The organism is Pseudonocardia aurantiaca, assembly GCF_039526725.1.
In the GTDB taxonomy this organism is placed as follows: Bacteria; Actinomycetota; Actinomycetes; order Mycobacteriales; family Pseudonocardiaceae; genus Pseudonocardia; species Pseudonocardia aurantiaca.
On record NZ_BAAAJG010000027.1, the window covers coordinates 361629 to 375606 of the forward strand.

At 70.3% G+C, this 13978-nt stretch carries 13 protein-coding genes and 2 pseudogenes; 6 read left to right on the top strand and 9 right to left on the bottom strand.

Features of this window, described 5'->3' with window-relative positions; translation table 11 throughout:
- Nucleotides 1–38 precede the first annotated feature (38 nt).
- From ABD143_RS34680 to ABD143_RS34705, 6 genes are all read right to left on the bottom strand, one after another.
- Nucleotides 39–389: a DUF2795 domain-containing protein gene (locus ABD143_RS34680; protein ID WP_343986813.1), complete on the bottom strand. Its 351-nt coding sequence runs from the start codon at nucleotides 387–389 to the stop codon at nucleotides 39–41.
- Nucleotides 390–559: 170 nt separating this feature from the next.
- Complete coding sequence (locus ABD143_RS34685) at nucleotides 560–1294, bottom strand: cation diffusion facilitator family transporter (protein WP_343986819.1); 735 nt, start codon at nucleotides 1292–1294, stop codon at nucleotides 560–562.
- On the bottom strand, nucleotides 1291–1698 hold the full coding sequence (locus ABD143_RS34690; RefSeq protein ID WP_379659902.1) for an ArsR/SmtB family transcription factor: 408 nt from the start codon (nucleotides 1696–1698) through the stop codon (nucleotides 1291–1293). Before ABD143_RS34690 ends, ABD143_RS34685 begins: the two co-directional genes overlap by 4 nt.
- A gap of 91 nt (nucleotides 1699–1789) precedes the next feature.
- Nucleotides 1790–2503: a vitamin K epoxide reductase family protein gene (locus ABD143_RS34695; protein ID WP_343986822.1), complete on the bottom strand. Its 714-nt coding sequence runs from the start codon at nucleotides 2501–2503 to the stop codon at nucleotides 1790–1792.
- A gap of 31 nt (nucleotides 2504–2534) precedes the next feature.
- The gene (locus tag ABD143_RS34700) at nucleotides 2535–3203 is read right to left on the bottom strand and encodes a DsbA family protein (protein WP_343986825.1); all 669 of its coding nucleotides are present in this window, start codon (nucleotides 3201–3203) and stop codon (nucleotides 2535–2537) included.
- 99 nt (nucleotides 3204–3302) lie between these two features.
- Nucleotides 3303–3737, bottom strand: coding sequence for a hypothetical protein (locus ABD143_RS34705; RefSeq protein WP_343986828.1), 435 nt, complete (start codon nucleotides 3735–3737; stop codon nucleotides 3303–3305).
- Between the two features lie 354 nt (nucleotides 3738–4091).
- Between ABD143_RS34705 and ABD143_RS34710 the strand changes: the two are divergent.
- The 3 genes and pseudogenes from ABD143_RS34710 to ABD143_RS34720 all read left to right on the top strand — a co-directional run.
- Nucleotides 4092–4472, top strand: a pseudogene (locus ABD143_RS34710) (potassium-transporting ATPase subunit KdpA); the annotation flags it as partial.
- 47 nt (nucleotides 4473–4519) lie between these two features.
- Nucleotides 4520–4675: pseudogene (locus ABD143_RS34715) on the top strand (winged helix-turn-helix domain-containing protein); the annotation flags it as partial.
- A 550-nt stretch (nucleotides 4676–5225) separates the two neighbouring features.
- Nucleotides 5226–6698, top strand: coding sequence for a glycosyltransferase family 2 protein (locus ABD143_RS34720; RefSeq protein WP_343986831.1), 1473 nt, complete (start codon nucleotides 5226–5228; stop codon nucleotides 6696–6698).
- Here ABD143_RS34720 and ABD143_RS34725 read toward each other — a convergent pair.
- Nucleotides 6671–7531 carry a polysaccharide deacetylase family protein gene (locus ABD143_RS34725; protein WP_343986834.1) on the bottom strand — a complete coding sequence of 287 codons (861 nt, stop codon included), beginning with the start codon at nucleotides 7529–7531 and terminating at the stop codon, nucleotides 6671–6673. The two genes, ABD143_RS34720 and ABD143_RS34725, sit on opposite strands and share 28 nt — an antisense overlap.
- A gap of 301 nt (nucleotides 7532–7832) precedes the next feature.
- Here ABD143_RS34725 and ABD143_RS34730 point away from each other — a divergent pair, with 301 nt between their 5' ends.
- The 3 genes from ABD143_RS34730 to ABD143_RS34740 all read left to right on the top strand — a co-directional run bounded on the left by ABD143_RS34730 (nucleotide 7833) and on the right by ABD143_RS34740 (nucleotide 12273).
- The gene (locus ABD143_RS34730; RefSeq protein ID WP_343986836.1) at nucleotides 7833–9326 is read left to right on the top strand and encodes an ArnT family glycosyltransferase; all 1494 of its coding nucleotides are present in this window, start codon (nucleotides 7833–7835) and stop codon (nucleotides 9324–9326) included.
- Nucleotides 9327–9514: 188 nt separating this feature from the next.
- Nucleotides 9515–10966, top strand: coding sequence for a lipopolysaccharide biosynthesis protein (locus ABD143_RS34735; protein WP_343986839.1), 1452 nt, complete (start codon nucleotides 9515–9517; stop codon nucleotides 10964–10966).
- Nucleotides 10963–12273 carry a glycosyltransferase gene (locus tag ABD143_RS34740; RefSeq protein ID WP_343986842.1) on the top strand — a complete coding sequence of 437 codons (1311 nt, stop codon included), beginning with the start codon at nucleotides 10963–10965 and terminating at the stop codon, nucleotides 12271–12273. The genes ABD143_RS34735 and ABD143_RS34740 overlap by 4 nt, the downstream gene beginning before the upstream one ends.
- On the opposite strand, the gene ABD143_RS34745 is transcribed toward ABD143_RS34740, so the two are convergent.
- Together ABD143_RS34745 and ABD143_RS34750 are read right to left on the bottom strand one after the other, a co-directional pair.
- Entirely contained in the window at nucleotides 12270–12845 is a 576-nt protein-coding gene (locus ABD143_RS34745) for an acyltransferase (RefSeq protein ID WP_343986845.1), read from the bottom strand. The genes ABD143_RS34740 and ABD143_RS34745 overlap by 4 nt on opposite strands.
- Complete coding sequence (locus ABD143_RS34750) at nucleotides 12842–13966, bottom strand: DegT/DnrJ/EryC1/StrS family aminotransferase (RefSeq protein ID WP_343986848.1); 1125 nt, start codon at nucleotides 13964–13966, stop codon at nucleotides 12842–12844. The genes ABD143_RS34745 and ABD143_RS34750 overlap by 4 nt, the downstream gene beginning before the upstream one ends.
- Between the last annotated feature and the right edge of the window lie 12 nt (nucleotides 13967–13978).

Below are 13978 nucleotides of genomic sequence, written 5' to 3' on the forward strand. Positions count from 1 at the left end.
GACGAGTTCCTGGACGTCCAGGTGCAGCTCCCCGAGGATTACCGGCCGCTGCTCGGCGCCGCCCGCACCGGCTGCGGCTCGGGGCCTGTACTACGGGAGTGTCGGGCCGATGTCCTTGCTCCACTCGGACAGGCGGGACGCGTGTGCAGACGGCGGCGGGGCGCCCGCAGCGACTCTGTGAGATGGGGGTCCTCGTCCAGCAGCGGGACGGAGGCCAGAACCTCCATGAAGTTGCGGTACTCGACCGGCGGGATGCTGCGCAGCGCCCCGCTCGTCTGCTCGTCGGCACCGTTGCGCTCCGCGGTCGCGAGCAGGTCGTCCTTGGTGGCGGGATAGTCCGCGTCGACGAGCGCCGCGGCCAGGGCCTCCCGGGTGGTTCGGGCGTGCATTGCTCCTCCTCAGGTCGGCCATCACGGGCTACCCGACCGTGCGTGCAGTAGTCCACACCATCGCGATGGTGCTGAGGGCAATCAGGAGTAATCCGCGGACCAATGCGGGTCCGCCGCGCCGGGTAGCCAACTGTCGAGCGCCGGCGCCGCCCACGCCCACCCGGTGCCGCTCACCGTGCCTCGCCCCCGCAGCAAGGGCCGGTGCAGCCGGTCGAGCACCCGCACGTGTCACCGCTGCTGTGGCCGGTCCCGCCGTCGTGTCCCGGGTCATCGCTGTCGAGGTGCAGGGGTGTGCAGCACGTCTCGCCGCGCAGCGCCTCCCGACCTTCCCTGACCGCGACGACGGCGATGCCGAGGGCGACGATCGGGTCGGCCCACGACCAGCCGAGCGCGGAGTTGAGTACGAGCCCGAGCAGCACGGCGGCGGACAGGTAGGTGCAGAGCAGGGTCTGTTTGGAGTCCGCGACTGCGCTCGCAGATCCCAGCTCGCGGCCGGCGCGGCGTTGCGCCCAGGACAGGAACGGCATGATCACGACGCTGATCGCGACAAGCACGATTCCCACAGTGGAGTGCTCGGCCTGGTCCCCGCCGATCAGGGTGCGCAGCGCCTCGAAGGTGACGTAGGCGGCGAGTGCGAAGAACGAGCCTGCGATGACCCGCAGCGCAACCTTCTCCCGGCGCTCGGGGTCCGGGCCGGCGAACTGCCAGGCCACCGCGGCGGCGGAGCTGACCTCGATCACCGAGTCGAGTCCGAACCCGATCAGCGCCACGGACGAGGCGATCGTTCCGGCCGTGATCGCGACGACGGCCTCGATGAGGTTGTATGTGATCGTCGCCGCGACCAGCAGGCGGATCCGGCGCCGCAGCACGGCCCGGCGATCGGCGGCAAGCGCGAGGCTGCTCACACCGTCACGCCCGCGTCATCCGCAGTACTTGTGGCACCAGTACTTGTGGCATCGCTTGCCGGCTCGGACGCCGGTTCGCCGTAAACCGGGCACAGGGCCACCGCGTCCCCGGTCTCGGCCAGCAGCAGCTCTGCGCTGCGCAGCAGGTCGATCAGCTCGGGCCGGGTCAGCGAGTAGAACGACTGCCGACCTTTGGTTCGGTAGTCGATCAACCGGCAGTCCCGGAGACACGCCAGATGCTTCGACACGGTCGACTGCGCCAGCCCGAGCGAGCGGGTCAGGTCGACCACACGGGCTTCCCCATGGGCAAGTTGCTGCACGATCGCCAACCGCGCCGGGTCGGCCAGAGACCGGAACAGTGCGACCGCCGGGGTCAGGTCGTGCCCGCAACCATCCATCGTCATACAGCGATGTTATCCCGAAGCCGGGATTTTCCGGAAGGGGCGGGCGGGCGCAGGTGGCCGAGCAACTCCTTGACGGGCGGTCATCCATCCGTCATGGCACCAGCCCCGTCCAGTAGGTCCAGAATCGGATCGTGATCAGCAGGACGATCACCAGGAGCCAGGACGTCACGAGCAGACCGTGGTAGGTCGCCAGGCGAGAGACCGCTCGCTGCCAGCGGGCGGGGACGGGCAACCTGCCGGCGGTGAGGTTGTGCAGGGTGGTGTAGCAGAACACGCTGATCACGACGACCCAGACGATCATGCAGTACGGGCACAGGGTGCCGATCACGTACAGGCTCTGGGCGATCAGCCAGTGCACGAAGACAAGCCCGCCGAGCGTGCCTGCCTGTAGCCCGAGCCACACCCATCGGGCAATCGTGCCGCCGGCGAGCGTGACGACGCCCAAGGTGGCCACGACCGGGAACGCGACGAGGCCGATCAACGGGTTGGGAAAGCCGAACACCTGAGCTTGCGGAGAAATCATCACCGAGCCGCATGAGAGCAGCGGGCTGATGTTGCAGCTCGGGACGAACGTCGGGTCTTCCAGCAGGGCGATGCGGTCGAGGATGAGCGCGAGCGCCGCAGCGGTCCCGACGACCCCGCCGATCGACATCACCCAGGCAGCGGCGCGGGCGAGGAAGGTGGTCTGGCTGTCGAGCGGGACGGGCGTGGCCGGTACCTGCTCGGCCGAACCAGGTCGACTGCCGCGGCTGGTGCGGGCGAGTTCGCGGGTGCGGATCCGTGTGCGTGTGCGTGTTCGGGACAACGCGGTTCCCTCTCCGGTTCCGGCTCGGTCTCTACCGGGCGAGCGCGCTGTCCAGCGCGGCGCGCAGATCGTCGAGCGACCGTGGCTCGATCAGCTCGCCGTTGAGGAAGAAGGTGGGGGTGCCCTGCACTCCGGCCGCTTGGCCGTCGCGCTGGTCGGCGCGCACCCGCTCGAGCGTGGCAGGGTCGGCGATGGTGCGGTCGTACGCCGCCATGTCGAGTCCGAGTTCGGCAGCGAACTGGCGGAACAGTGGGGCCTGGGAGACCTGCCGTTCGCCCCATGTGCTCTGCGTTTCGAACATGCGCTGGTACATGGGTTCGAAGCGATCCTGCTGGGCGGCGGCTTCGACCGCGACGGCGGCGTTCTCTGCGTTGAAGTGGCTGGAGATGGGGAAGTAGCGCGCAACGAACGTGACGCGTCCGGCGTACTCGGTGCGCAGCTGCTCGATGGCCGGGTATGCGGCTCGGCAGGCCGCGCACTCGAAATCGAGGAACTCGACGAACGTGGCCCGGCCGTCTGGAGCGGTGGACAGGCGGTGGCTGTTCTCTCGCACCAGGAGCTCGGCGGGAACCAGTCGCCCGGTGGCGGACTCCTGCGCGGCGGGTTCCGGCGTGCTCGGGCGGTTCAGGACCAGCAATAGGGCGAGGACGCCGACAGCGACGACGACGACAGTCAGCGTGGCCTTGAGATTCTTTGTCATGGTGCCTCTTCGGGGGCTCGCTGGGAGATGACGGCGCGGCTCAAGGAGCGCGCGGACGACGCTGGGCCCGGGCACGTGGCCGGGCTGCCGAAGCGGATGTCAGACGCGGGTTATGCCGATGGCGACGAGCTGGTGCCTGCCCGCCACCAGTCGTTGCGGGGCCCACGGAGGCGGCCCGGCCAGGCTACGGAAGCGGGCGCTCATCCGGCCACCGGCGCCGAACACGCCGCCGAGGCCGCTGGCGACCGCGAACGCGATGAGCACGCCGAGTGCATCGGGGGCAACGTCAGCTCGTCCGCCGCGGGCACCCGGGGTGCCGACGACAGCGGCTCCATACCCGCACAGGGTGTGGTGCCGAGGTGTTTCGTCGCAAGAGGACGCGACGACCGCATCGGGGCCGGCGGATGCGGGCGACGGCGAGAACGCGGCCTGGCACACGCTGCCCAGCGCCACTACCAGCAGAGCAAGCACAACCCACAGACCCCACCGATTCGCCCGGCGACGGGCGAAGTGGGCCGACTGTGGACGCCTCACGCTGCGGGACGATACAGCGCGCTTTACGCGCATGGCACCGCTCGACCCTATCGGGTGAGCACTTCTCCGCTGTGGATCACTACGCCGTCGGGTGATGGATCCGTAAAGGACACGCGGGCAGGCCGTGCGCGCCTGGCCGTCAGCGCCGCATCAAGATCGGCTGATGGTCGCGTAAATACAACATCATCCCGCGCCGCTCCCGGACCGGCGTCGAGGAAACTCGCGCGGCCTGTGTCCGCCGCGTCGGCGGGCCGTGTTCCGTAAAGGGGTTTCGATGGCCGATCTGGCCTTCGTGATGCTGGTGATTGCTGGTTTCGCGACACTGGCTCTGATCTTGCGGGGGTTGTCGGCGCCATTCTGCTGGTCCTCGCATTGGTGTGGAAGCCGTTGGGCGACTACATGGCGCGGGTGTTCACGAGTGAGAAGCACTGGCGCATCGAGGCCGTCTTCTATCGAATGTTCCGCGTCGACGCGACCAGCGAGCAGCGCTGGACCACCTATGCGGCCGGCGTGCTGGGCTTCTCCTTCGTCGGGATCGTCCTGCTGTACCTCCTGCAGCGGCTCCAGCCGCTGCTGCCACTGGGCTTCGACCGTGGGGTCGATGGCAACACCGCCCCACCCGCGATGGCGTTCAACACTGCAGTGTCGTTCGTGACCAACACGAACTGGCAGTCCTACGTGCCGGAGACGGTGCTGGGCCACACAGTGCAGATGGCCGGTCTGACCGTGCAGAGTCGACATCACCGGAGTCGACGGAGCACAGCACACCCTCCCGCTCGCCCATCGGTCAGCGGGAGATCCTGCGTGCCGTCTGGGGCCCTGAGCACGTCACGCACACGAACTACATGGCGCAACTGCGCCGCAAGCTGGAACCTCACCCCGCCCGTCCCCGCTATCTGATCACCGAGGCCGGAATGGGCTACCGCTTCGACGCCTGACCCGTGGGCCGTCCCGGCTGGGCCCTCCGGCGACTCCGGCCGGGCAGACGCGCTCGAGTCGGAAGTTCACGCGTTCGCAGTCATCGGTGTACTCCTTCCGGGGAGGCAACGGCCGTAGCGGAACCTACCGACCGAGTTGGCCTCCTCCGCAATGGTCTTCCCGCCGCGGGATATATCACTCGTTCGGACGCGAGACTCGTCGCAGGGTGTCGCGGATCTCCGTGCCACGTCTCGTAACGTGGAGGTTGATCGACGAACGCCGGAGAGCGGCAACCTCCTGGCGGTGTGACTCCGGACGCGGCGCGAGCGAGGATGCGGTGGTCGTGCTGTGCGCCGTCATGCATCCGAGAGCCGGTCCGCGACACCGGGGCGGAAGCGTTGGTGGCGACTGGCACGATGTGCCGTGAGACAAGTCGAGAGGAGGGATGTCCGAGGCACGCCAGCACTCCTCGCACACCTGTCTCGAGCGGCTGTCCACGCGCAGAGCGTGCGCCGTCCGGCCCGTGTGGTTCGCTCCCCGTCCGGCTCAGCCATCGAGGGAATCCATCCCATGCGCAACGCCCCCGAGTCCGCCATCGCCCCAATGCTGCGCGCCGCGCTGATGTCGGCGGGCTCCGCTCCGCAACGCCACCGGACTCTCACCGGTGGCTCGCCACATACCCCGTCCGGGGCAGCCGAGCCGTTCGCGCCGATCCTGGTGGTCGCCGTCGAGCTGGCAAAGGCGCTACCCGTTCTTCGGCGTGTTCCGTCCCGGTGCGCAGCGCCGTATTGCGGGGTTCGGGTGCTCGTGCTGCTCCATGACATTCCGATGGGAGTGGTGTGGCTCGATTTCGAATCGGACGAACTGGCGCCGAGCGCTCTCGCCGGCGTGATCCGCGACGAGCTCGGTGACCGCATCCGGGCGCACCTCCTCCGTGACGGCGCCGAGGCCGCCGCGGAGGACTCGATCCCGGTCGATTCGCTGGCGCAGGGTCTGGGCGGCGGCTGCACCGACGTCCCCTCCGTGCCGAGGGGGTCCAAAGCGAGCGTCGTGCTCGCGACGAGAGGCAGACCGGTCAGCCTTCCGCTCGCCATCGACGCCCTTCTGCAGTCCGACCACCCCGATTTCGAGATCGTGGTCGTGGACAACTTGCCCGCGGACGTCCGGACGGCGTCGCTCATCTCCGAGCGCTACTCGGCCGACCCGAGGGTCCGGCTCGTCGCCGAGCCGAACCCGGGCCTCTCGTACGCTCGGAACTGCGGGCTGCGCGCCGCCAGGGGTGACATCGTCGCCTTCACGGACGACGACGTCGTCGTCCACCCCTCATGGCTGAGCCGCATCGCCGCCGAGTTCGCCGACACCGCCGTCACCTGCGTCACCGGCTTGGTCGAGCCGGCGGAACTGGAGACGATGTGGCAATGGTGGTTCGAGACCGCCGCCGGGTTCGGGCGGGGCATCGAGCGTCGGGTCTACAACCTCGCCACCGCACCGGACTCGTCCCCCTTGTTCCCCTTCGAGTTGGGTAGCTACGGCACCGGCGCGAGCATGGCGTTGCGAAAGACGGCTCTCCCGACGGGATGGGCGTTCGACGAGGCACTCGGCGCGGGTAGCCCGGCTGCCGGCGGCGAGGACCTGGATTTCTTCCTGGACGTGCTCGCCCTGCGGGGCACCCTCGTGTACCAGCCGGCAGCAGTCTGCTTCCACCGGCATCGAAAGGACGAGGCGGGGCTGCACGCGCAGATGCGCGGCTACGGCCGCGGGCTGACCGCGTTGCTCGCCAAGCGACTGCTCATGCGTCCGCATGAGCGCGCACTTCTGCTCCGGAAGGCGGCCGCTGGGTTTGCGCACCTGGTGGGCCCGGAGTTCCGGTCAGCAACGAAGGACACGGTGCCAGCGGCACCGTATCCGCTTGCGCTGCGGCTCCAGGAAGCGCTCGGGATGATCGAGGGTCCGGCAACGTACCTGCTCGGCCGGCGGAGGGCGCGGCGACGGCAGGGCGCCTGGCGGCCCGCCAGTCAGTACCACTCCTCCCAGCGGTCGTAGCAGCCGGCCAGAGCCGCCCGGAACAGTCGGGGTGTGTCGATCCGGGTGATGAACGTCCGCGGGACGGTGCCGGCCGGTCGGGTCTCGACGGACTGCGCGTACACGGTCGTGTAGCCCGCCTCGGCAGCGGCCGTCCTCGCGGCGTCCGACCAGTTCCGGGACTGGCCGAAGGGGATTGCGAACTCCTTGACGGTCAGACCGAGCATCTGTTCCATCCGGTGCAGCGAGACCTCCAGTTCCTCGCGCGCGTCCGCCGCTCGGATCCGGCCGAAGTCGGGGTGTGTGGTGGAGTGGCTCCCGAGGCTGATCCCGTACTCCTGGAGCCGGGCCACGCCCTTCCAGTCCAACACGTGCCGGTGCTTCTCCGGGTGCCCCCCGTCAGCCCACCCGGTGACCACGAACATCGTGGCCGGGATTCCGTGGTGACGCAGCACGGGAGCGGCGTTCTCGAGGACGCTGGTGACGCCGTCGTCGAAAGTCAGTGCCAGCAGCGGCTTCTCGGGTTCGGCCATGACCTCGGCCGGCGTGGCGAAAGTCCAACCGTCGTCCACCGCCACCTGGAGGTGCCGCTCGAAGTCGCGCGGTCGCACGTCGTTCACGCCCCAACGGGGCGTGCCGATCGAGTGGTAGGCGAGGATCCGGGCGCGCCAGTTCGCCCGTGATCCGTGCGGCTCGCGCCAGCCGAGGGCCAAGCGCTCGGCCGTGAGCCGCGTGGTCACCGCACAGCCGTACGCGGCCTGCGCCGCACGGGAGCGGGCCAATGTCCTGCGGATCGACGCGCCGCTGATCGGTCCCCCGCTGGCCGAGGCCCCGCTGGCCGGTTCCGCGCGCATGTGGCAGTTCCCTTCCTCGTCCATGTCGTCGCCCGGAAGGCACTCGGGCGACCGGTCGGCGCTCCCGGGGTCGGCACCGGTGTCGCGGGGCGCAGCGTATGCCCGGACGGGCGTACGGCGAGACGGGGTCGCAGCGCACCTGGGCCGCTCCGGTCGGCCGAGCAGGGCCGCGCAGGGAGTCGGCTTACTTTGCGTCCTCTCAGCCATCGAAGGGCAGTCTTCGATCATGCCGACCACCCGCCTCCCACTGACCTCCGACCGCGCCCGGCGTCACCCGCCAGCGCGGACTCCGGTCGGGCGGGTGACCCTGGTCGTGGTCGCTGTGGCCTCCGTGCTGTCGGTCGTGCGCGCCTTCGGCCCGATGACCTACCCCGGCGACATCTGGCGCCAGTCCGACACCGCGACGATCGCGCGCAACTTCGCCACCGGTGGGATGAACCTGTTCTACCCGCAGATCAACTGGGGCGGAGCCGGACCGGGATACGTCGAGACCGAGTTCCCGCTCATGCCGTGGCTGTCCGCGGCGCTCTACCAGGCCTTCGGTGAGCACGTGTGGCTCGGCAGGCTGGTCTCGCTCGCGTTCATGCTGGTGGCCACGGCGGCCTTCTGGGGCCTCGCGCGGCGGCTGCTGCCACCGGCCGCGGCGCGCTGCGCACTGATCGCATTCGCGGTCTCGCCCGCGGTCATGCGCTACGGCACCGCCTTCATGCCGGAGGCGACGGTCCTGGCGTTCTACCTCCTGGCCCTGCTCGCGTTCTGTCGCTGGATGCAGGAGGACCGAAGGATCTGGCTCGCCGGGGCCGCTGCGGCCACATCGGCGGCGGCCCTGGTCAAGCCGACGTCCCTGCACATCGGCCTGGTCATGGGGATCTGGCTGCTGCTCGCCGCCCCGTCGCGCCTGCGGCGCCCGTCGGTGTACCTGGCCGGCATCGCGGCCCTGGTGGCTCCAGCGCTGTGGATGTGGCACGCCTCGCAGCTGCACGCGGAGTACGGCAACACCTTCGGCGTGATCTCCGGCGGCGACAGTAAGTGGGGCAGTCTCGCGCTGTGGACGTCACCGGCGTTCTACCTCGGGAACCTCCGGACCGAGATCATCTTCATCTACGGCGTGGTCGGCGTCCCACTGGCCGTGATCGGTGCGGTCCGGCTGTGGCGGGCACGGCCTGCGGCGTTCCCGCTCGTGGTCGCGGGCTCCGTCGCGCTCGTCCTCTACTACTTCGCGGTCGGCCGCTACAGCAGCTCCGACCAAGGCATCCAGTACCACATCTACTCACTGCCCTACGCCGCGACCTGTGTCGGCATCGGCCTCGCGGCGATGTCCGGATGGCTGCGTCCGAGACTGGCGCCTGCGGTGTTCCCGGCGGTCGCGGCGCTCGCCGTCGTGGCCTTGTCCGCAGAGTCGGTCAACGTCCTCGCCGGTTCGATGACGGACCAGTCGGGCGCCTTCGGACGGTGCGCCGACGCGCTCACCGAGGTCTCCCGGCCGGGCGATCTCGTCGTCGTCGGCACGACGAGCACCGCGGTGGTGGACGGCGTGACCAACAACTACCAGGAGCCGGTGATCTTCTACCTGGCGGACCGGAAGGGCTGGAGCCTCGCGGCGGACCAGCAGGATCCGGCGCTCCTGGCCGCCCACGTGCGAGACGGCGCCGAGTTCCTCGTGGAACCCGATCCCGCACTCGTGCCTCCCGGCAGTGCGCTGTCCGACTGGCTGGCCGCGAACGCCACCCAGGTCCGGTCCTTCGCGGCGGACGGGTGTGACGTGTGGGCGCTGCAGCCCGGCGCCGCGTCCTGATCGCCTCCGGCGGGTGGCTCGTACCACTCGATCGAGGGTTTGTACGATCACGCGGTGCGGGTCGGCGGCAATGAGTCTGTCGATACCAGAGCACCACTCCAGGTCGGGCCGCTCCGGCCCGAATCTCGGCCGGGCCCGTGCATGCAGCACGCCCTGGGCCCCGAGGGATCCGGAACAGGCTCGACTCGATGCGGGGGACTCCGGTCGGAATGACGCAGGGCGACGGCGACCGTTCCGGCGGTTTCGACGAGGAGACGACCCGGATCGTCGCAGTCTCCCGACCCGCCGCGTCCGGGTCCGGTGGCCCGCGCCGCCCGGGGGCGCGCAGGTTGTTCGGCGCCGGCCTCGAGCTGAACGCGATCGCGCTGATGATCACCTCGGGGATGACCGCGCTGTTCGGCCTGGTCTTCTGGGGTGTCGCCGCGCGTTACCCGGCCGAGGAGGTTGGCCGGTCCTCGGCCCTGATCTCGACCGCCATGATGTTGAGCGTCGTGGCCGGCCTCGGCGTCGGCCTCGTCTTCACCCGGTTCCTGGGATCGGCGGGCCCGCGGTCGCGAGCGATGGTCCTGACCGGGTACGGCGGGACGGCTGTCGTCGCAGCCGTCCTCGGCGCCGGTTTCGTGCTCTTCTTCGCCGACGACACCCTGTTCGGATCCGTGACCGAGCGCGCGGTGTTCCCGCTGGTCGTCGTCGTCCTCGCCTTGTTCGCGTTGCAGGACTGGGTGCTGATCGGCCTGCAGGCCGCGCGCTGGGTCCCGATCGAGCAGCTGCTGTTCTCGGGCGCGAAGCTGGCGCTCGTCGCACTGTTCGCCATCACGGCGATGCACAACGGGATCGTGCTCGCGTGGGCCGCGCCCGCGGCCCTGGCCGTGCTCGTGATCAGTCCGGTCCTGTTGCTGCGGGTGCTGCCCCGGCGCGTCTCCAAGGACGGTGCCGTCGCCCTGCCGACCAGGCGTGCGCTCAGCGGGCTGGTCCTCGGCGAGTACGCGACGGGCGCCACGTCGGTCATCGTGCCGCTGTTCATGCCGCTGATCGTGGTGGCGATGCTCGGTACCGAGGCCAACGCCTACTACGCCATCCCGTGGCTGGTCTGCGAGGCGATCACGGTCCTGTTGTGGAACGTCTCCTCGTCCTTCATCACCGAGGCGTCCAACGACGTCCGGCAACAGCACGCGCTGATACGTCGCGCGTGGCGGTTGTCGTGGCTCATCGGCGCCGCCGGTACGCCCTTCCTGATCTTCGGGGCACCGTTGCTGCTGTCCCTGCTGGGCGGCGGCTATGCGCAGGAGGGGACCACCCTGCTCCGGCTGATGGGCGCGGCTCTGCCCTTCACCGTCGTGCACAGCACCTACGTCGCGATCGCCAGGGTGAGGCAGCAGATGGGCCGGGTGGTGGCCCTGCAGACGCTGAGCGCTGCGATCGTGGTCGGCCTCGCGCTCGCCCTCGTCAGGCCGTTGGGCATCGACGGAGTGGGTGTCGCATACCTCACTGCAGAGGTCATCCTGTGCGCCATCACCGCCGTCCCCCTGGCCCGCATCTTCCGTGCGGCCCGGGATCGTGCAGAGCCACCCGGCCCGCAGCCCCAGCCCGACCCTGCGACCGAGCCGCTGCGCGCGGTCCGTGTGGAAGGAAGAACGTGAAACCGACCACGCCGGAAGGCGACAGCCAGGCAAGCCGTCGCCGGCGCATCCTCGTCGCCGTCCACCAGCTCGACCTCGGCGGCAGCCAGATGAACGCCGTCGATCTCGCGTGCGAAGCTGCTGACCGCGGCCACGACGTCATGGTGGCCGGTCCGGACGGCCCGCTGGTCGACGTCCTGCGCGAGCGCGGCGTGCGACACATGCACATCCAGCTCGACAACATGGACCGGGCTGCGCCCTCCTACCGCCGGCTTGCGGAGCTCACCCGTATGTTCCGGCCGGACATCGTCCACGCCTACGAGCTCACCCCGGCGTTGCTCGCGTTCTTCGGTCCGCACCGCAGCGACCGCGTACCGATGACGATGACGATCAACAGCATGTCGGTGCCGGACTTCATGCCCGGGTCGGTGCCGCTGCAGGTCTGCAACCCCGTGATCGCCGCGAGCGTCCGGCCGCGCAGCGGGCCCGTCGGCGTGCTGGAGATCCCCACGGACTGCGTCGGGCAGTACCCGGACTTCCCCAGCGATGGGTTCCGCGCAGAGATCGGAGCGGCCGACAACGAGCTGCTCGTCGTGGTCGTGAGCCGCTTCGCCCGGGTGCTCAAGCAGCAGGGGCTCGAGACGGCGATCCGGGCCGCCGGGCGGGTCGCGGCGCGCCACCCGGTGCGCCTGGTCCTCGTGGGGGACGGCCCGGCAATGCCCGACCTGCGCGCGCTCGCCGACGAGACCAATGCACGGGTCGGACGCGAGGTCGTCGTGCTGACCGGAATGCGCCCGGACCCGCGTTCGGCCTACGCCGCCGCCGACGTGGTGCTGGGCATGGGCGGGTCGCTCCTGCGCGCGATGGCCTTCGGCAAGCCGTGCGTGGTGCAGGGCGAGCACGGGTTCTTCCGCATCCTCGACGCCGGTTCGGCCCGTGAGTTCCGGTGGCGCGGCTTCTACGGCATCGGTGGCGGTGGCACTGGCGAGGACACGCTCGTCCAGCTACTCGACCGGCTGCTCGGCGACGAGTCGCTCCGCAAGGAGAACGCCGACTTCGCGCTGGCCCTCGTGCGGCAGTTCTACAGCCTGGAGCACGCGATCGAGCTGCAGCTCGACTGGTACGAGCGGGTCCTCGCCGAGTTCCGGCCGTCGCCGCCCCTCGAGTTCGCGCGCACCGCCACTGCCGTGAGTGCCTGGATCGCCGACCGTGCCGTGAAACGGCGCCGCGGCATCGCGCAGGAGGACTACTTCAACAGCGCGGAGCGGATCCAGTCCGGTTTCGTGTCGGGCATCCCCGACTGGTTCGACCCCGAGCCGGTCCGCTAGCCGGCGGCACGCAGCCCTGAGCCCGCGCGCTCATGGGCCGTGCCGCAGGAGGGACAGGTGAGGTCGTCCCCCAGGCGCTCGCCGCAGGCACAGACCCAGCCCTTGATGCGGGCCGGGTTGCCCGCGACGAACGCGTGCGCGGGAACGTCCCGCGTGACGACGGCTCCCGCGGCGGCGAACGCGTTCTCCCCGATCTCCACCCCGCAGACGACCACGGTGCCTGCGCCGAGGGTGGCGCCGCGGCGGACGGTGGTGGGCAAGAGCTCGTCGGCGCCGCGCTTGATCGCCGCGCGCGGTCGCAGGTCATTGGTGAACAGCACGTTCGGCCCGAGGAACACCTCGTCCTCGCAGGTCACCCCGGAGAAGACGAGCGTGCCGTTCTTGACCGTGACCCGGTCGCCGAGGACCGCGCCGTCCTCGACGAACGCCCCGTCGCAGATGTTGCAGTCGCGGCCGACGCGGGCGCCGGCAAGCACATGGGCAAAGGCCCACACGCGCGTGCCCGCTCCGACGTCGGTGCTCTCGCAGAGCCCGTGCGGGTGGACCTTCACCCCCGAGTCGGCGAGGGTCATGAGCGGACCGCCTCGGCCAGGACGGACACCACGCGCTCCTGCTGCTCCGGCGTGATCTCGGGGAACATCGGCAGGGAGATGATCTCGTCGGCGAGCTCCTCCGCGACGGGGAACGCCCCGGGACCGTAGCCGAGATGGGCGAAGGCGTCGGTGCGGTGTATCGCAACCGGGTAGTGGATGCCGGCGCCGATACCGGCCGCGTGCAGTTCCTTCAGCACCCGCCCGCGGTCGGCGACGCGCACGACGTAGAGGTGCCAGACCGGCTCGTTGCCCTCGGCCACCACGGGGGCGATCACGCCGTCGACGTCGGCCAGCAGCTCGCCGTAGCGGGCCGCCGCGCGCCGGCGCGCGGCGTTCCAGCCGTCGAGCCGGCGCAGCTTCGCGGACAGGACGACGGCCTGGAGGGAGTCGAGCCTGCTGTTGAACCCGAGCACGGTGTGCTCGTACTTGCGCGGTGAGCCGTGCTCACGCAGCATCCGGACGGCCTCGGCGAGGTCGTCCCGATCGGTGAGCACAGCGCCCGCGTCACCGTAGGCACCGAGGTTCTTGCCGGGGTAGAAGCTGGTGGCGGCGATGTCGCCGAGCTTGCCGGCGGGCACCCCGTGCCGGCGCGCTCCCTGGGACTGCGCGGCGTCCTCCACGATCGCGACGCCCTCGGGGAGCACCGCCCGGAGCTGCTCGATCGGCGCCGTCTGGCCGTAGAGGTGCACGGGCAGAACGGCACGGGTGCGGTCGGTGACGGCGGCGGCCACGGCGTCGACATCGATGAGTGCCGTGTCGGCGTGGCAGTCGACGAGCACCGGGGTGGCGCCCGCTCGCGCGACGGCCTCGGCCGTCGCGATGAAGGTGTTGGCCGGCAGGATGCACTCGTCACCTGCTCCGACGCCGAGGGCGCGCAGGGCGAGCTCGAGTGCGTCGGTGCCATTGCCGACGCCGATGCAGTGCCGGATCCCGGACCACTCGGCGTAGTCCTTCTCGAACGTCGCCACGTGCGGACCGCCGACGAACGCGGTGCGCGCCAGGACGTCGGCCCATCCCGCAGCGATCTCGGCGGCCACCTCGGCGTGGGCGGAGGCCAGGTCCAGCAGGGGCACAGGTTCGGCGGCGGGGAGCGTGCTCACGAACCCTCCTCG